Genomic DNA, 18,099 nt, shown 5'->3' with positions numbered 1-18,099 from the left:
CCACGACGGCGGCCTGCCGCCCGTGCTGTTGCTCACACTCCGGCGTTACGGAATATGGCGATTGGCGCGGAGGTTCTACTATTTATTCAACACTTATGCACAGGCCAGTCCCGTAATGACGGGCTGGTCATCAGTTGCAACCCCTACCAGTTAAGCCCCCGGAACCAAGGTAAGAGGCGCACTCATGACCCAGCCCGAACACAATCCCTTCGGCCTTATCGGCCTGACCTACGACGACGTCCTGCTGCTTCCCGGACACACGGATGTCATCCCGTCCGAAGCTGACACGTCGTCCCGGATCTCCAAGCGCATTACCGTGCAGACGCCGTTGCTGTCCGCTGCCATGGACACCGTGACCGAATCCCGCATGGCCATCGCCATGGCGCGGCAGGGTGGCCTGGGCGTGGTTCACCGCAACCTCGCCATCGACGACCAGGCCGAACACGTGGACCGCGTCAAGCGCAGCGAATCCGGCATGATCACCAATCCGCTGACCATCGGTCCGGAAGCAACCCTGCAGGAACTGGATGAGCTCTGCTCGCGCTACCGCGTGTCCGGCCTGCCTGTGGTGGACACCGACGGCCGTCTCCTGGGCATCGTGACCAACAGGGACACCCGCTTCATCCCGGAATCGGACTTCCCGTTCCGCAGTGTCAGCGACACCATGACCAAGATGCCCCTCATCACCGGGCACGTGGGCATCAGCCGTGACGAAGCCTCACACAAGCTGGCCACCAACAAGATCGAGAAGCTCCCGCTGGTTGACGAACAGGGCCGGTTGAAGGGCCTCATCACCACCAAGGACTTCACCAAGGCCGAGCAGTACCCGCTCGCCACCAAGGACGACGAAGGCCGCCTGCGGGTCGGCGCTGCAATCGGCTTCTTCGGTGATGGCTGGGAACGCGCCATGAAGCTCATCGACGCCGGCGTTGACGCACTGTTCGTTGACACGGCCAACGGCCACTCCCAGGGCGTGCTGGACATGATCCGCCGTCTGAAGTCCGATCCTGTTGCAGCACACGTCGACGTGATCGGTGGCCAGGCGGCCACCCGCGAAGGCGCGCAGGCTTTGATCGACGCCGGTGCCGATGGCATCAAAGTTGGCGTTGGCCCCGGATCCATCTGCACCACCCGCGTTGTGGCAGGTGTGGGTGTTCCGCAGATCACCGCCATCCATGAATCCGCCAAGGCTGCCATCCCTGCCGGCGTTCCGCTGATCGCCGACGGCGGCCTGCAGTACTCGGGCGACATCGGCAAGGCGCTGGTTGCCGGAGCGGATACCGTGATGCTCGGATCCCTCCTGGCAGGCTGCGAGGAATCGCCGGGCGACCTCATTTTCGTCAACGGCAAGCAGTTCAAGAGCTACCGCGGAATGGGTTCCCTGGGTGCCATGCAGTCCCGTGGCAAGAACACGTCCTACTCCAAGGACCGCTACTTCCAGGCTGATGTTTCCGGCGATGACAAACTCATTCCGGAGGGCATCGAGGGCCGCGTTGCGTTCCGTGGCCCGCTGGCATCGGTGGCCTACCAGTTGGTTGGCGGTCTCCGCCAGACCATGTTCTACACGGGAGCGCCTACCATCCCCGAGCTCAAGGCCCGCGGCAAGTTCGTCCGGATCACTCCGGCCGGTTTGAAGGAATCCCACCCGCACGACATTCAAATGACAGTGGAAGCCCCCAACTACGGCTCCCGCTAAGCACCTACTGTTCCCCGCGGATTTTCCGCGGGGAACAGTAGTTTAACCACCCGACGGAATTGTCGGCCCTCGGGAATAGGCTGGGCACATGTCAGAGAAGCCCGCGCAACCGCGGCACCCGGAGTCGATCCCGCTGAACCCGGGCCAACCGGGGAAAGCGCCGCCCCGCAAGCTGGCCTTGCGGCCGTATGCACGCGCCGTCGGGCAGGTCCTGAAGGTGAGTTTCAAGGCGTCACCGGTGGCGGTCATTATGAAGGTCCTTGGCTCGGTGATTTCCGCCACCCTGCCGCTGGTCACCACGTACTTCGCAGCGCTGACCACCACGGCCCTGGCGGCCGGCTATGCAGGAGACCCCGACGCCGGCCCGCGCGCAGTGCTGTACGTCGTTATCACGGCAGCTTTGGGCTTGTTCTGGGGTGCTTTCAGCAGCGTGGACCGCTACATCCAGCAGTTGATGAGCTTCAAGGTGGGCGCCATCGTGGGCGACCTGATGTACCAACGGTTCCTGGCCCTTGAATTCTGGCGCTATGACGACAAAGAGACAGTGGATCTCTATGATCGGGCCAAGCGGTTCTCGGACTCGTATGCGCGGGTCCTGGACCGGATTGCGGCCATCTTCACGCAGCTGGTCTCGGTGATCCTTGCCGTCGGCGCGTTGCTGTTGGTGAGTTGGTGGATTGCCGTGATCGTGCTGGTGGCGATCGTCCCAAGCGTCTACCTCCAGTTCAAGCTGTCGCGTGAACAGATCGCCCATTGGAACACCCAGGTGGATTCGCGCAGGCAGCGCCGGATGATCGAGCAGAACCTGCTCCGGCCACAGCACATTGCCGAGATGCGGCTGTACGGCATTGTCGGCTACCTCATGGAACTCCGCTCCAGGTTGAGGGATGCCGACGAACGCAGGCGCCTGGACTTCCAAAAACGGTATATCCCCAAACAGCTGGCTGCCGACGCCCTGCAATACGGCGCTGAAGTTGTGTCGCTGGTGTGGGTGGTGGGGCAGATCATTGCCAGGGCCCAGCCCGTGGGACAGTTCCTCTACGTCCAGCAGATCGTCAGCCGTGCATTGTCAACGGCGAACAACCTGGTGTCCTCGCTCAGTTCCATCGACGAGGACCTCGCCAACCTGAAGGACTACGAGCTGTTCATGGCGTTGCCGGTGCCCAGCGGCCACGAACAACCCTTGGAAGCGTCGCCCACTACCGTGGAACTGCGTGACATCCGCTTCAGCTACACGGGAAGCGACATGGAAGTCATCAGGGGTATTTCCATGACCATCAAGGCCGGGCAGCACATCGCCATCGTGGGGGAGAACGGCGCCGGGAAATCCACGCTCATCCGCATCCTGGCCGGGCTCTACCGGCCCGACTCCGGCCAGGTCTTGTTGGACGGGAAGGATCTGGCCGGAATCGAGGTGACCAGCTGGCACCGGCACCTGGCAGTCCTGAGCCAGGAATTCCTGAAGTACGAGTTCGCCACGGCCGCAGAGAACATCTACCTCGGCGACGTCGACCTTCCCCGGGACGATCTGCGCATCCGGAAGGCGGCGTCCGACGCGGAGGCCATGGAGTTCATCGACAAGCTGCCAAACGGGCTGGAAAACCATGTCAGCAATTGGATGGAGGATCCACGCGGGCGGAAGGGAAGCGGGCTCTCCGGCGGCCAGTGGCAGCGGCTGGCAATGGCCCGCAACTTCTACCGTGACGCCTCATTCATGGTGATGGACGAGCCCACCTCAGCCATTGATGCCCTGGCCGAGCACCGGATTTTCACACGGCTCTTCGCCGACCGCAGCAGCACCATCATCGCCATCAGCCACCGCCTTGCCACCATTGAGAAGGCAGACATCGTCTACATGCTGGAAGACGGTCGCATCGCCGAACAAGGCACGCACAGGGAGCTGGTTGCCCTGCGTGGCCGGTACTTCCGGATGTTCGAATCCCAGCTTTCGGTGGACGAGACCAGCCGGGAGAGCCCGGAGGCTTAGAGCGGGCCGTACCCGGCATCGCCAATGGGATCCCGCCAAGTGGCAAGGTCCTGTTCCAAAAGCGCCCGGAAGCGGGGATCAGTCGCAGCTTTGCGGCGAAGGGATTCCCGTGAACGGCCCATGATGGTGGCCGGAACGATGATTCCAACCACGAGGAGGGCGACCATAAAGACGAGAATTGTGGCCAGCGTCAGCAGGGCCCCGGGATCCTGCCAGGTCGATGGCTTGGCCGTGAAGCCCAACAGAGCAATGAAGACGACCAGGATGAAGCCCACGAAGGAAAACGCTCCCCGCATGCTCCCCGGTCCACGGTTGACCAGCGCCCGGCTTGTCCGCGGCAACCGGTCCCGAACCCGGACGTAGAAGACGCCGCAGAACACCGCGACTGCCGCGCCGGGAAGGCTGAGGGCGGCAACGGTCGCAAATGTGCCAAGCCGGACGGCGAGGACCACGCCCAGGAGGACGAGGATCCCTCCGATTCCGATCCCGGCAGCCCAGGCTCCCATGTAGGCGCCGCGCGCGCCGGCAATTTCGCGCAGACGGGAGCGCGCATTCGCCGGAGAGATGGCGGAGAGCTCAGGGGACAGCCAATGGTCCAAGGAGCGGTCGGAGTGGAAAAGTGGAGCGGGGCCGGACTGGTAGCTCACGCGGTTTGCTGCTCCAGCCCAGCGCGGATTCGCGAATCGAGTTGCTCGGGCGCGAGGACCGACGAATCCAGGTTTTCGCCCTCGCCGGCGGCGATTGAAAGGGAACCGTCAGCCTCCGCCTTGACGTGGACTGCACGGGAGGTTCCGTCCTTGAAATGCCGCCGGGTTGTGGCGGCCGCGGGGAACCCGTCCGGCGCTTGGTTCAGATAGTAGTCGGCCATCTGAATGGCCGTGGTGACCATGCCTTCGGAGCCTGTAATCGGGTGCAGTTCGTGGACGCCGTACTTGCTGAGGTTGAGCAGCAGGGCGCCCTGTTCGGCGCCGAACATGAAGGAGACATGTTCAGAGGACGGGGTCACCAGGGCGGTTTCCAGCCACGACGTGGAATCCGCAAGCACTGCTGTAACTGTTGCAGCCGGGCCGACAGGCTGGAGTGCGTCGTTTTCGATCTTCATCAGTCCACGCTCCAACAGCGTGGAAACCCCTGCCTGTTCCAGGGGAGCCCCGGCTGCGTGGTCGAGGCGGAAGAGGGTCTGGCACCTCAGCGCGCCGTCGGTACCAGCCAGTGCAATGAGTGCGATGAGCTCATGTTCGGTAATGAGCAATGCCTGGGTTTCTTCGGTCTGAGTGGTCATTTCTGCCTTCTTTTGAGCGGTTCTGTGTCCAGTCTAGGAAGTCGCGGGATCAGGTGAGCCATCCCCAGACCTTTTTTGCACCATCGGCTATTGCCCCGGCAGCATTCTGGGCGCCTTCCCAGGCATGTTTGGCGCCGTCGGCGATCATCGAAGAAGCGGAGTCGTAGCCCATGTTGGTGGCCAAAAGGCCCAGGCCGCCCCACGCGATACCGGCAATGGCACAGGCAGGTCCGATCACCGGGACAAAGCTGCCCACGGCCAAGGCGGCAGAGATCCCGCCGTCCACCGCCATTCCGGGATGTCCGGTCTGGATGCCTTGGTAGACCTGCAACCCGCCGGTCACGACTCCCAAGGCTCCCGACACACGGCCAAGCATCGAACTGCCGTTGAGCAGCTGGGTTCCCTTGACATACCCCGCGCCGGCGGCCTGACCGTACTGGGCACTAAGCCACGGCCACTTGGTCAGTTCTGTCACCAACCCGCCTTTGGCCATCTGGGCCAGGATGGAGTCCGCCGCCAGGCCGTTCGCGGTGACGAGGGCGTTTCCGGCCCACCATCCCTGGCTGCCGGTGACGCCGAGAACGCCTTCCAAACCAGTGGTAGGGGTGGCCTGGCTTCCAGTGCCGCCCGGAACCTGTGGGACGTTCGGGCCGCCTGGCCCACCCGGTCCGCCCGGCCCACCTGGTCCGCGGCCGGCCACGCCGCCGTCGGTGCTGGCTTTCTGCTGTTCATCGGCCTGGGTACGGAGCATCTTGGACGCGTCATCCAGGGAACGGGACGCCTTGTGCAACATGGGCCGCAGGGTGCTGGTCCAATCGCGGCGGAAGCGCTCTCCGTCGGTTCCTTTCCACGCCACGCTGGAGATCAGGCTGTTGACCTGGAGTTCCTGGTTCTGGAGCCGGCTGCCGGCCTGTCCCATTTGTTTGGATAACGAGCGGAGCTGTTCAATGTCGGCTCCGTAGAATCCGGGCGCCATGGTTCCCCCTTGCATGGTGTGGTGTGTTTCCGCAGGCTATCGGATTCGTCCGGCATCGTGCCATGGGCACCTCTGCCCATGTGGAAACTGCCCGGCACACACGGCAGGCAGCACGGGCATGCGGGATGGTTCGAGCGTCTGTTCGAGCGTCTTAAGGCTTCTTTCGTCACTTTGTGAAGGGCTCACGCGATTTGCCGAATCGGGGTTCCGGGAGGGGTCCAGTAAAGTAAGAGCCGTGACTTATGAGATTGAGATTGGCCGTGGCAAGCGTGGGCGTCGTGCCTACTCCCTGGACGACATTGCGATCGTCCCCAACCGCCGGACCCGCGATCCCAAGGACGTCTCCGTCTCCTGGCAGATCGACGCCTACAAGTTCGACATTCCGGTGATCGCAGCACCCATGGACTCGGCCATGTCGCCGGAAACCGTCATTGCGTTGGGCCGCTTGGGTGGCCTTGGCGTCCTGGACCTCGAGGGCCTGTGGACACGCTACGAGGATCCGCAGTCCGTGCTGGATGAGATCGCAGCGCTCGCCGGTGAAACCGCGAGCCCCGCCGTTACCCGGCGGATGCAGGACCTTTACCAGGCACCGATCCAGCCTGAACTCATTACCAGCCGTCTTGCCGAAATCCGCGCCTCCGGCGTAACGGTGGCAGGCTCCCTGACGCCGCAGCGGACCCAGGAGCACTACAAGACGGTCCTCGCAGCCGGTGTGGACATCTTCGTCATCCGCGGCACCACCGTCTCCGCCGAGCACGTCTCCAAGAACCACGAGCCGCTGAACCTGAAGCAGTTCATCTACGAACTCGACGTTCCCGTGATCGTCGGCGGTGCAGCCGGATACACCCCGGCGCTGCACCTCATGCGCACCGGCGCAGCCGGCGTGCTGGTCGGCTTCGGCGGCGGGGCAACCACTACCACGCGCCGGGCTCTGGGCATCCACTCGCCGATGGCTTCGGCCATCAGCGATGTCGCCGCCGCCCGCCGCGATTACCTTGATGAGTCCGGCGGCCGCTACGTGCATGTCATTGCCGACGGCGGCATGGGCGCCTCGGGCGACATCGTCAAGGCAGTTGCCATGGGCGCCGACGCCGTCATGCTGGGCAGCGCACTGGCGCGGGCTGAAGAAGCCCCCGGCAAGGGCTGGCACTGGGGCCAGGAAGCCCATCACCTTGAACTCCCGCGCGGCGACAGGGTCAACGTTGGGACTGTGGGCCCGTTGGAAGAAGTTCTCTTCGGTCCCGGCCACCACACCGACGGCACCTCCAACCTCATCGGCGCCCTGCGTCGCTCCATGGCGACCACAGGCTATTCGGACCTGAAAGAGTTCCAGCGGGTCGACGTCGTCGTCTCGCCGTACCTCGGCTAGGACTGGGACGGAAGGAGGGCCCCGGGAGCAGCGCGCTTTGCTCCCGGGGTCCTTTTTTTGCCGGATCCTGTCCGGACGCACCTCATCGGCGGCCCTGCCCAAGGCGACGAGCAGCAAGTAGGGTAGGGGATTACCAGCTGTTGCGTTTGAGGAGGGGTCCGATGAGCAATGTCGCAGGCGGTCCGCAGGTGAATTCTCCGGGGGCACTGAGCCCGGAATCCCGTGCCGCGTCCATAGATGTCCTGAAAGCCACTGCCGAGCCGGGCAAGGAGTTGGACATTCTGATTGTCGGTGGCGGCGTGGTGGGTGCCGGTGCTGCCTTGGACGCAGTCACGCGCGGTCTCACCGTCGGCATTGTCGAAGCCAGGGATTGGGCGTCCGGCACGTCATCCCGTTCCTCGAAGCTCATTCACGGTGGCCTCCGTTATTTGGAGATGCTGGATTTTGGCCTGGTCCAGGAAGCCCTGCAGGAGCGCGGACTGCTGATACAGCAGATCGCCCCCCACCTGGTCCGACCCGTACCGTTCCTCTATCCGCTGACCCACCGCTTCTGGGAACGCCCCTACGTGGGCGCGGGCATCATGTTGTACGACACCCTGGGTCTGACCTCCGGACACAGCCGTGGTGTTCCCATGCACAAGCACCTCTTCCGCCGTGGCACGCTGCGTGCGGCTCCCAGCCTCAAAGACGATGCCTTCGTAGGATCGATCCGCTATTACGACGCCCAAGTCGATGATGCCCGGCTGGTGGTCAACGTGGTCAGGACAGCGGCCCATTACGGTGCCCATGCAGCCAACCGGGTCCGCGTGGTGGACTTCCTCCGGGAGGGCGAACGCGTGGTGGGTGCCAAGGTGGAAAACCAGGAGGATGGCAGCGTCTTCGAGATCCGGGCCAAGCAGGTGGTGAACGCCACCGGCGTGTGGACCGACGAAACGCAGGCCATGGTCACCGACCGCGGCCAGCTCAAGGTCCGCGCCTCCAAGGGAATCCACCTGGTGGTGCCACGGGACCGCTTCCAGTCCACTGTTGGATTGATCCTGCGGACCGAGAAATCGGTGCTGTTTGTCATTCCCTGGGGGCGGCATTGGATTATCGGGACCACGGATACCGATTGGAAGCTGGACAAGGCCCATCCGGCCGCCTCCAGCAAGGACATCGATTACGTGCTGGAACACGTCAACAAGGTGCTCAAGCGCCCGCTGACGCGTGAGGATGTGGAAGGAGTCTACGCAGGCTTGCGTCCCCTCCTGGCCGGAGACAACGACTCCACCGCCAAACTGTCCCGCGAGCACGTGGTGGCCCACCCCGTCCCCGGACTGGTGGTGGTGGCCGGCGGGAAGTACACCACCTACCGTGTCATGGCCAAGGATGCCGTGGACGAGGCAACGAGGGCCATGGACGAGCGTGTCCCTTCCAGCTGCACCGACACCATTCCTTTGCTGGGAGCTGAGGGATTCAAAGCGGCATGGAACCGGCGGGGGAGGTCCGCCGAGCAAGCCGGCGTGCACGTGGCGCGCGTGGAGCACCTGCTTAACCGCTTTGGCTCCATGGCATCGGAAGTCCTTGCCGCGATCTCCGACAGGCCCGAACTGGGTGAGCCTCTTCCGGGCGCCGACGACTACCTCGCGGCCGAAGTCGTCTACGCGACCACCCATGAAGGCGCACGGCATGTCGACGACGTTTTGACGCGCCGTACCCGGATCTCCATCGAAGCGTGGGACCGGGGTGTGTCTGCGGCGCCTGTAGTGGCTAAGCTGATGGGAGAAATCCTGGGCTGGAGCGATGCTCAGCGTGAGAGCGAGATCAAGCACTACCTTGCACGTGTGGAGGCTGAACGACTCAGCCAGCAGCAACCCGATGACGAATCGGCCGATGCCGCACGCATGGGAGTGGATGACATCGTTCCCCTCCGCTGACAGGCGCAGGGAGTTGAGGCCGGGAGGCCACATGGAGGGAACACGACTTGGCTGAACCACTGGACCGATATGATGCGGAACTGACCACCCCCGACACGGTCATCCTTGAACTTGTTGCCGAGGACAAGATCGACGCCGCAGCACAGTTGGCTCAAAAACTCCATCAGGCCGGCAGGATCTCGGACCTCGATGGTTTCCTGGAGCAGGTACATTCACGCGAACACCAGTTGGCCACGGGGCTCCCCGGGGGCATCGGCCTTCCGCATGCACGCAGCGAATTCGTGGACCGGATCTCCATCGCCGTGGGCGTCACCAAGTTTGGCCACGCGCTGGACTTCGGAGCGGCCGATGGGCCGGCCACGCTGATCCTTCTCATCGCCACACCTGCCAGCTCCTTCTCGGACCATCTTGAAGTTCTGGCCACGCTTGCGCGGTCCCTCTCCAAGGAGTCGTTCAGGGAGTCCCTGCGCCGCGCGCACGACCCCGAAGTGATTTCAGAGCTCATCAATTCCAGCCTGGTCTTCTTCGACCACTAAAGGCGGGGCGGCCCTCCGAGGGTATCCCGGGGGCCGTTTCGTTGTTCTACAGCCGGACGAAGTACGGTTAAGGGGTGTTGAAAACCGCTCTCAAACCCCGCTGGATCGCAGGACTGGTCTTTGCGCTTGTGTTGTCCGGGGTGTTTGTGCTGCTCAGCCAATGGCAGCTCAGCCGGTCCACCCAGCACGAGAGCCCTGCTGCTTCCACCACTGAAGTAGTCAAACCCCTGGTTGATGTCCTGCGGCCGGGCCATTTCTTCCCTGGCTCGGTCTCCGACCAGATGGTCACGGCCACCGGCTCTTACGATCCAGCCAAACAGGTCCTGGTCGAAGGCAGGCTGTACAACAACCAAAAGGGTTTCTGGATCGTCACGGCCTTCGCGGTCCAGGACGCTCCTACGCTCAAAGGTGTCGCAGCGTCACCGCAGATGTGGATTCCCGTTGCGCGCGGCTGGGTGGCCGATGCAGCGCAGGCCGGTCCGCCGCCGTCGGGCACCCTTACGCTGACCGGTCGCCTCATCCCGTCCGAAGCGCCCGTACCAAATGTCGACGCCGGACCGGGCCGCGCGTCCGCGGTCTCCACTGCGGAACTCATCAACAGCTGGGAAGTTTCAAGCTACCCGGGTTTCATCGCGGCCACATCCGAGGTGGCAGGCGGTGTGACGCTCCCACTGGGCGCCGATGTCAAGGCCCTCAATATTCCGCCGCAGCCGCCGGCGGAACAGATCAACTGGCTGAACCTCTTCTACGCCGTTGAATGGGTGGTGTTCGCCGGATTCTCCGTCTTTATCTGGTGGCGGCTGGTGCGTGATGACTACCGGCGGGACCTCGAAGAGGATGAGGACGACGAGTATGACGACGAGTTCCCGGACGACCCCCATCCCCTGCCCGCAACCACCGAACCTGCAAGTCCCGACCCAGAACATAAGGTGCAGCAATGATTGAGCCCAAACCTGCCATCCAGCCTGAGCAGTCAGGACCCAAGCCCAAAAAGCGGCGGTTCGGCGGCACGGAGGCCCAGATCCGTTCGGCCTTGAAGTTCTACAAAGTCATGGCCTACCTGACCGGTGCCATGTTGCTCCTGCTGTGTGCTGAACTGATTGCGCGCTACGTCTTCGGTGTTTCGCTCTTCGCCGGTGGAACCAACGCTGTGACCGGCCAGCCCTTCGGCTTTGGCTTCGCCGAGTCCGAGCCCAAGGGCGTCATTGGCGGTTTCAACATTTCCACCACAGTGCTGATCGTGCACGGTTGGATGTACGTGGTTTACCTCGTGTCCAACTTCCGCTTGTGGTCGTTGATGCGGTGGCCGTTCTCCAAGATGGTGCTGCTGGCACTGGGCGGCGTCGTTCCGCTGTTGTCCTTCATTGTGGAGAAGAAGTTCCATGCACAGGTCGAAGCAGAACTGGCAGCCAACCCCCAGGCTTCCAAGCGCTACTAGGCGCCGCCGGTCGTTCCCGATGTGAGATGCCTAACGGGAGTGCCCGTTTTGGCCTCCGGCCGCCCTTGTCAACGTGCACGGGGGCGGTCCGGCAAAGTAGTCTTGGTTGGTGACTACTCCCACCGCACCCCAGACTTCCCAGAAGCCGGTGCTGGTTGTTGACTACGGTGCCCAGTACGCGCAGCTGATTGCCCGCCGCGTCCGTGAAGCAAATGTGTATTCGGAAATTGTTCCGCACACCTTCACCACCGAGCAGCTTCTGGCCAAAGACCCGGCAGCCATCATCCTTTCAGGCGGCCCCTCCAGCGTCTACGCTGAAGGCGCACCGTTCGTGGGCGCCGACCTCTTCGAGGCCGGGGTTCCCGTTTTTGGTATCTGCTACGGATTCCAGGCCATGGCGAACGCCTTGGGCGGCAAAGTGGCCCAGACCGGGCTGCGCGAGTACGGCGCAACCGAAGCGCTCCTGGTGGGTGACGCGCGGTCCATCCTCGACGGCGTCCCGGCCTCCCAGAACACCTGGATGAGCCACGGCGACTCCGTCCACGAGGCACCCGAAGGCTTCGAGGTGCTGGCAACGACCGCCGGAGCCCCGGTGGCTGCCTTCGCGAACGACGAGAAGCGCCTCTACGGCGTGCAGTGGCACCCGGAAGTGAAGCACTCCGTTCTTGGCCAGCATGTCCTGGAGAACTTCCTGTTCAAGGGCGCCGGCCTGAGCCCCAACTGGACCACGGGCAACATCCTTGAAGAGCAGGTGGAGCGCATCCGCCAGCAGATCGGCGATTCCAAGGTCATCTGCGGCCTTTCCGGTGGCGTTGACTCCGCTGTTGCCGCTGCCCTGGTCCAGCGTGCCGTTGGGGACCAGCTCACCTGTGTCTTCGTTGACCACGGTTTGCTCCGTGAAGGCGAAGCGGAACAGGTCGAACGTGACTTCGTGGCCGCAACGGGCGTTAACCTCTATGTTGCCAACGAGCAGGAACGCTTCCTGTCGGCTCTTGCCGGAGTCAGCGATCCCGAAACCAAGCGCAAGATCATCGGCCGCGAATTCATCCGCGCCTTCGAGGAAGCAGAGCGGGCCATCGTCGCCCAGGCTGCTGCCGAAGGCGAGAAGATCAAGTTCCTGGTCCAGGGCACGCTGTACCCCGACGTCGTCGAGTCCGGCGGTGGCGAGGGTGCTGCAAACATCAAGAGCCACCACAACGTAGGTGGGCTCCCCGATGACCTGCAGTTTGAGCTTGTCGAGCCGCTGCGCGCCTTGTTCAAGGACGAGGTTCGCGCCGTAGGTGCCCAACTGGGCCTGCCGCAGGAAATCGTAGGCCGCCAGCCCTTCCCCGGCCCAGGCTTGGGTATCCGCATCGTGGGCGAGGTGACCAAGGAGCGGCTCGACCTGCTGCGCAAGGCTGATGCCATTGCGCGCGCCGAACTGACGGCCGCGGGCCTCGACAACGACGTCTGGCAGATGCCGGTGGTCCTCCTGGCCGATGTCCGCAGCGTGGGCGTCCAGGGCGACGGCCGCACCTACGGACACCCGATCGTGCTGCGCCCGGTCTCTTCCGAAGACGCCATGACGGCGGACTGGTCGAGGTTGCCCTACGACCTCCTGGCGCGCATCTCCAACCGCATCACCAACGAGGTGGATGGGGTTAACCGAGTGGTGCTGGACGTCACCAGCAAGCCACCGGGAACCATCGAGTGGGAATAGCATTCTGAGTGGCCGGCTTCCATCGGGAAGCCGGCCACTGTGCTTTTCCGGCAATTCCCACCCGGTGTGCGACAAACATGAAGCATTGAAACCGGGCAATTTCGCGTCGGAACAGCGTTGCGGAGCGGGCTGGCCGTGGATTCCCGCTACCCTCGAAAGTATGCCGGTATGGTCCAAGGCGTCTAAAGCTAGTACAGAAAAGAAGGCAGAAGTTGTGTCAGTAGGTCAAGGCCAGGAAGAGGGCTCCGAAGAGCTCCGCAAATGGCTGTCTGGTCTCAAACCTGTCACCGGGGCCGACACTATGCTGCGTTTCGTCAAGACGCCCGAAGGCGCCATTGACCTCAGCAACGCGCACCCTTCGGGGCTGGCGCAGTTGCTTGCAGGGCGCCGGACGCGTCTGTCGACCCTGATCCGGGACCGCCAGCAGTACTTGGTTGCGGCCCGCGCGGCCCGCAATATCCGTTCCAAGATCTTCGAACTCAGCAATGACCGCGGTATCGAAGCCGGGTATCTTTCCGCCGGCACCGTGGTGTGGACGTCGGCGGTGGGCGGCAAGCCACAGCGCGTCTCCGCACCCGTGATGCTCACTTCCATCGTCCTTACGGTCCGGCCGGGGGAGGACGACTTCGAACTCCAGCTCACCGAGCAAGCCCGGATGAACCCTGCCCTGGTGCGGCACCTCAAGACTGTCCATGGCATCGTCTTCGACGTCAACGCCGTGGCCCGGATGGCCTACAACACCGCACGTTTGGATCCGCAACCAGTCCTGGATCGCCTGTCAACGCTGGTTCAGCCCATCCACGGCGCTGAGGTTGAGTTCAACCTACTGGTCACAACACTGGCCGATCTGTCGGGCAACCTGGATGATCCCTGGATCAACCTGAACAACCCCACGGTTGCGGCCCTGGCGACTGCGGCCAACGGTGGCGACATTGAGCCGGAATCCATCAAGGCAGGCAGGTTCCCCAGCCTGGACCTCCGTGACCCGGCCGAAGAATTGCTCCTGCTCGACGCCGACACGGACCAGCAGTACGTTGTGGACGCCGTTCGCGCTGGAGACTCCCTGGTGGTCAGCACACCCCCGGGCAGCGGACAAACGCAGACAGCCATCAATGCCATTGGCGCGTTGGTGTGCGAAGGCAAGTCGGTCCTGGTGGTGGGGGACAGGCAGTCCAGCCTCGCCGGGCTTTCCGCGCACCTGGAATCACTGGGCCTTGATTCGCTTCTCTTCCGTCCCGGCAATGGAACCACCCCCCAGCAGCTCAAGGGCCAGCTGGTCCGGGCCATCATGCGCAACGAGAAGGCGCTGGAGCCCCAGCTTGGAAACCTTCACCAGACCTTGACCGGGCATCGGCACGCGCTAATGGACCACGTCGCCTCCCTGCATAACGTTCGTGAACGGTGGGGATGCTCCCCGTACCAGGCCATGCAGTCCCTCGCTGAACTGACATCGATCCACCCGGCTCCCTCCACGACGGTTCGCTTGAAGCGCAGTGTCCTGGACAACATCAAGGACCGGGAAGAGCTGGCGGCCCGGCTGCGTCGCGCTGCCGAACTTGGCAGTTTCAGCCGTGCTTCGACCACCAGCCCCTGGTACGGTGCCCGACTGGTTACCCGCAAGGAAACCGAGGAAGCGCAGCAGCTTGCCCGCGTTGCGGCTGAGAAGCTCCCGGTCCTGCGTGACCGCATGAAGCAGGTGTCCGACCATGCTGAGATCCGCCTGGGAGATACCTTCACGGAGTGGGGCGCTCAGCTCGAACTCCTGATCGCCGTGCGCGAGAGCCTGGACAAGTTCACGCCGGATATCTTTGACCGTCCGGTTCACGACTTGATCTCCGCGACGGCCAGTTCTGCTTGGCGCCGCGAGCGGAACATTGAGATGCCTTCCATGCAGAGGTCCCGCCTGCGGCGGGTCGCCAAGGAGTACGTGCGGCCCGGCGTTCACATTGCCGACCTCCACAGCTCGCTTGTCCTTGTCCAGGAGCAGCGTGCATTGTGGGCCGGTTACGCCACCACGCAGCGGCACCCGGCCGTGCCTTCCGGCCTGGCCGATCTCGGCGCTCTTTACCGGGAGCTGGATGCTGAACTGCGGCGCCTCGGTGAGGCACTCAAACACACATCGGCCGGGGGCTCGCTTCACGGTACGCCCTACGCGGAGCTGATGGAACGACTGGAACAGCTAGTGGCTGACACCGCCACGCTCGAAACGTTGCCTGAACGCACGCTCCTCATCGAGGAAATGCGCGAGCACGGCCTCGGGGAGCTCTTGGCGGATCTGGCGGAGCGGGAGGTCCCGGCATCCTCGGTGGCCGCAGAGCTGGACCTGGCGTGGTGGCAGTCCGCGCTAGAAGCGATGATCAGTGGAGACGACTATCTCGCGATGTCCGACGGCGACTCCCTGCGGCGTCTTGAAGCTGAATTCCGCCTCGCAGACCAAGCCCACATCGCCAGTGGTGCCGCCCGGCTCCGGTGGCAGCTGGCCCAGAGATGGCGCCAGGGACTGGTGGACCACCCGCGCCAAGCGGAACTGCTGCGTGCCTTGCTGAAGGACGGCCGGGTGACACTGCCAGCGCTGAGTGCCCAAGCCCCGGACCTCGTGCCTTTGCTGGTGCCGGTGTGGTCCGTCAGCCCGTACCTGCTTACCGGTGTGCTGCCTGCCGAGCAGAAGTTTGATGCTGTTGTCGTCATCGACGCTGAGTCCACCTCGTTGCAAGCAGTCCTTCCCGCAATCGCCCGCGCAGGGCAGGTAGTTGCATTTGGTGACGCGAAGATTGCCAATGCGCGGACGTTCAGCGTGGCCGTCGAACCCCCGGTTGCCGGAGTCGCGAGCCACGAAACTGTGGAGAGTGCTTTCAATGCCTTGGCCAGGGTCCTGCCATCGTGGCAGTTGAACTGGGTGTACCGGGCAGTGGACGAAGACCTGATTCTGCAGCTGAGCAAGAACTACTACGACGGCGGGCTGAAGCGACTGCCTGACGGCAACTCGGTCACGGGATTGGATCGCTCGATCCTTGTTGAATACATCCCTGATGGCACGGGCCTTCCGGGAGCCGATCACGAGGGGGTTGAGTCGGTCACTGCCGAGGTCAACCGTGTGGTGGATCTTGTCTTTGAACACGCCACGCTGCGTCCCCGGACCAGCCTGGCCGTGGTGACGGCAAGCCTGCGCCATGCTGCCAGGATCGGCGAGGCAATCAGGCTTCAACTGCCAAACCATCCATTGCTGTCTTCCTTCTTTGCTGCCGGACCCGAATCTTTCCGCGTGGTGGATCTGGAACGCGCTCAGGGCCTTGTCCGGGACCATGTGATCTTCTCCCTCGGATATGGCCGCACCCCGCATGGCCGGGCGCTCCACTCCTTCGGGCCGCTGTCCACTGAGGGTGGGCGCAACCGCTTTGCCTTGGCGATGACCAGGGCGCGGCGCTCCATGCACGTCCTGAGCTGCTTCCGGCCCGAAGACCTCGACCTGGATCGCCTGGCCCACGGAGCAGTGGACTTCTACGAGTTGTTGGACAGGGAACTCTCGGGGAACAGCAACCTCGGTACTCCGGCCTCCCGTGCCGTTGCCAGCGAGCAAGCTCTTGGCGAGGACCCGTTGGTGGCGGATCTGGGCGAACGTTTGCGTGCCCGTGGCGCGAGGGTCTGGCACCTCTACGACGGCGTGCTGGACATTGCCGCCGCAGCCGATCCAGTGCACACCATTGGCAGGGAGGGCGCTGAAATTCCCACGCCCGTAGCCATCGAGTCCGATGGCACAGAGCGGTACCGGCGCATGAGTGTCCGGGAACGCAGCAGGTTGCGGCCGCAACTGCTGGAGCGCATGGGGTGGCGCTATATGTCGCTGTGGACGATCGAGGTCTTTACTGACCCGTCCTCCTGCGCCGACCGCATCGGTTCCTACCTTGGGTTGGAGAACCACATTCCAAAGTCTGCCGAGTCGTCCCAGCATGGCTTCCTGGACATGGATGTTGAACAATTGAATCTGCACAAGGCGCAGCCAGTGTTCACCCGTTCCCCGGCCACCGGCCCGGATCACCACACCGCGGAGGATGCCAAGGGGGCGCGGGACCAGGCAGGGGACAGGAAAGAAGTACCAATGACGGAACAAGGAAACGGTTCGCCCGACGGCTCTACCGGAGTCAACGGTGGATCGGACAACGGTGGATCGGACAACGCGGCAGTGGAGAAGACCGCAGAGCCGACGGCTTCCAAGCACAGCTCCGGCGGTATCCTCCCTACTAAGGCCGCGGAGGACGATCCCCGCAGATGGGGCGATGAAGCAGGCTATGACCACGAGCAGTGGTTGAAGGAGCAGAAGCCCCCGCACTGGGGCTGATCGATTGAACAGCTTCACGGGCTGACCAGAACGAAGAAGAGCTTGCCTTGCGTGGATGCGCCGGCAAGCTTTTCTGCTTGTTGGGCGTTGGCGGCGACCACCACCAGCCCTTCGGTATCGCTGGTGCCAAGCCATTCGCCGGCTTTACCGCCCTGGGTCGAAGTCCAGAGCACAGGGACAGGACCCGCCAGAACCTGGCTCTGCCGGGATTCGTCATAGCTGCCGGACGCCGTGAGGACAACCGTCACCAGTTGCCCCGGCGACAGGAGTTGGATGGAGGAAGGATCTGCCATGCGGAGGGGGACGGCGGCGGAACCTGCGGGGGTGCCCGTGAGCAGACCAGGGCCGAGAAGGTTTGATTCCGTAGGTGTTTGACCCTTGTGCAACGGTGAAGCCAGTTGTCGCCCAACCAGGGTGGCGACATCATCCACGGATGTGGAGAGGGCCAATTCTGCTGCGACATCGACCCTGATGAAATCGGACTCCTTCAGGCTTGCACCGGCCGGGAGGTCGCGGGCTGCCACAAGGACGCTGACCCGCGCAGCCGACGCAGGAGTCAGCTGCTGGACAGCCAGCCCGGCAGCAAGACATAGGAGCAACGCGACGCAAAGCCGTCGGTTGCGGGCAAGCCACGCCCTAAGTGTGCGTTTTCGCTGTGGAGGCCCGCTGCGCCCGGTGCGTCCCAACCCCCGGGGAAGGCGCCCGAGGGGAGATGGCGGATAGTGCTGCAACCGTTCATGTCCAGCTGTTCGTGCTGATCGCTCGGCAAGGGCAAGGAGGGCACTGCGGGATGTGTGTGACATGCCGCCACGGTAGCCAGCAGCCACGGCCGCCTAACAGGGGCCTGGTTTCCTATGTGGAAAA

At 63.6% G+C, this 18,099-nt stretch carries 13 protein-coding genes; 9 read left to right on the top strand and 4 right to left on the bottom strand.

Annotated elements, in window-relative coordinates:
* Positions 1 to 184 precede the first annotated feature (184 nt).
* Positions 185 to 1,696, top strand: coding sequence for an IMP dehydrogenase (gene guaB / locus IEY62_RS02180; protein ID WP_018776621.1), 1,512 nt, complete (start codon positions 185 to 187; stop codon positions 1,694 to 1,696).
* Between the two features lie 88 nt (positions 1,697 to 1,784).
* Positions 1,785 to 3,683, top strand: a complete 1,899-nt coding sequence (locus IEY62_RS02175) for an ABC transporter ATP-binding protein (RefSeq protein ID WP_189013542.1) — start codon at positions 1,785 to 1,787, stop codon at positions 3,681 to 3,683.
* Here IEY62_RS02175 and IEY62_RS02170 read toward each other — a convergent pair.
* The 3 genes from IEY62_RS02170 to IEY62_RS02160 are packed head-to-tail and all read right to left on the bottom strand — an operon-like array spanning position 3,680 to position 5,941.
* On the bottom strand, positions 3,680 to 4,330 hold the full coding sequence (locus tag IEY62_RS02170; protein WP_189013540.1) for a hypothetical protein: 651 nt from the start codon (positions 4,328 to 4,330) through the stop codon (positions 3,680 to 3,682). The two genes, IEY62_RS02175 and IEY62_RS02170, sit on opposite strands and share 4 nt — an antisense overlap.
* Entirely contained in the window at positions 4,327 to 4,965 is a 639-nt protein-coding gene (locus IEY62_RS02165) for a hypothetical protein (protein ID WP_189013538.1), read from the bottom strand. The genes IEY62_RS02170 and IEY62_RS02165 overlap by 4 nt, the downstream gene beginning before the upstream one ends.
* 49 nt (positions 4,966 to 5,014) lie before the next feature.
* Positions 5,015 to 5,941 carry a WXG100 family type VII secretion target gene (locus IEY62_RS02160; RefSeq protein WP_189013536.1) on the bottom strand — a complete coding sequence of 309 codons (927 nt, stop codon included), beginning with the start codon at positions 5,939 to 5,941 and terminating at the stop codon, positions 5,015 to 5,017.
* 235 nt (positions 5,942 to 6,176) lie between these two features.
* On the opposite strand from IEY62_RS02160, the gene IEY62_RS02155 reads away from it, so the two are divergent.
* The 7 genes from IEY62_RS02155 to IEY62_RS02125 all read left to right on the top strand — a co-directional run bounded on the left by IEY62_RS02155 (position 6,177) and on the right by IEY62_RS02125 (position 17,235).
* Complete coding sequence (locus IEY62_RS02155; protein WP_189013534.1) at positions 6,177 to 7,310, top strand: GuaB3 family IMP dehydrogenase-related protein; 1,134 nt, start codon at positions 6,177 to 6,179, stop codon at positions 7,308 to 7,310.
* 161 nt (positions 7,311 to 7,471) lie between these two features.
* Entirely contained in the window at positions 7,472 to 9,226 is a 1,755-nt protein-coding gene (locus IEY62_RS02150) for a glycerol-3-phosphate dehydrogenase/oxidase (RefSeq protein WP_189013533.1), read from the top strand.
* 47 nt (positions 9,227 to 9,273) lie between these two features.
* On the top strand, positions 9,274 to 9,762 hold the full coding sequence (locus tag IEY62_RS02145; protein WP_018776614.1) for a PTS sugar transporter subunit IIA: 489 nt from the start codon (positions 9,274 to 9,276) through the stop codon (positions 9,760 to 9,762).
* 74 nt (positions 9,763 to 9,836) lie between these two features.
* Entirely contained in the window at positions 9,837 to 10,703 is an 867-nt protein-coding gene (locus IEY62_RS02140; protein ID WP_189013531.1) for an SURF1 family protein, read from the top strand.
* Entirely contained in the window at positions 10,700 to 11,200 is a 501-nt protein-coding gene (locus tag IEY62_RS02135) for a DUF3817 domain-containing protein (protein ID WP_189013529.1), read from the top strand. Before IEY62_RS02140 ends, IEY62_RS02135 begins: the two co-directional genes overlap by 4 nt.
* A gap of 109 nt (positions 11,201 to 11,309) precedes the next feature.
* On the top strand, positions 11,310 to 12,899 hold the full coding sequence (guaA, locus tag IEY62_RS02130) for a glutamine-hydrolyzing GMP synthase (RefSeq protein WP_189013527.1): 1,590 nt from the start codon (positions 11,310 to 11,312) through the stop codon (positions 12,897 to 12,899).
* A 160-nt stretch (positions 12,900 to 13,059) separates the two neighbouring features.
* Positions 13,060 to 17,235, top strand: a complete 4,176-nt coding sequence (locus tag IEY62_RS02125) for a DUF4011 domain-containing protein (protein WP_189013525.1) — start codon at positions 13,060 to 13,062, stop codon at positions 17,233 to 17,235.
* Positions 17,236 to 17,249: 14 nt separating this feature from the next.
* On the opposite strand, the gene IEY62_RS02120 is transcribed toward IEY62_RS02125, so the two are convergent.
* Complete coding sequence (locus IEY62_RS02120) at positions 17,250 to 18,038, bottom strand: RcpC/CpaB family pilus assembly protein (RefSeq protein WP_189013523.1); 789 nt, start codon at positions 18,036 to 18,038, stop codon at positions 17,250 to 17,252.
* Positions 18,039 to 18,099: the final 61 nt, after the last annotated feature.

The organism is Paenarthrobacter histidinolovorans, assembly GCF_014647595.1.
Lineage (GTDB): Bacteria > Actinomycetota > Actinomycetes > Actinomycetales > Micrococcaceae > Arthrobacter > Arthrobacter histidinolovorans.
This window is presented reverse-complemented; position numbering and strand designations above follow the sequence as displayed.

Excerpts from the sequence above, each read along its gene's own strand:
- IEY62_RS02135 (WP_189013529.1), top strand. The coding sequence starts at position 10,700 with ATGATTGAGCCCAAACCTGCCATCCAGCCTGAGCAGTCAGGACCCAAG.
- IEY62_RS02125 (WP_189013525.1), top strand. The coding sequence starts at position 13,060 with ATGCCGGTATGGTCCAAGGCGTCTAAAGCTAGTACAGAAAAGAAGGCA.
- IEY62_RS02175 (WP_189013542.1), top strand. The coding sequence starts at position 1,785 with ATGTCAGAGAAGCCCGCGCAACCGCGGCACCCGGAGTCGATCCCGCTG.
- IEY62_RS02150 (WP_189013533.1), top strand. The coding sequence starts at position 7,472 with ATGAGCAATGTCGCAGGCGGTCCGCAGGTGAATTCTCCGGGGGCACTG.
- IEY62_RS02165 (WP_189013538.1), bottom strand. The coding sequence starts at position 4,965 with ATGACCACTCAGACCGAAGAAACCCAGGCATTGCTCATTACCGAACAT.
- IEY62_RS02160 (WP_189013536.1), bottom strand. The coding sequence starts at position 5,941 with ATGGCGCCCGGATTCTACGGAGCCGACATTGAACAGCTCCGCTCGTTA.
- IEY62_RS02120 (WP_189013523.1), bottom strand. The coding sequence starts at position 18,038 with ATGTCACACACATCCCGCAGTGCCCTCCTTGCCCTTGCCGAGCGATCA.
- guaB (WP_018776621.1), top strand. The coding sequence starts at position 185 with ATGACCCAGCCCGAACACAATCCCTTCGGCCTTATCGGCCTGACCTAC.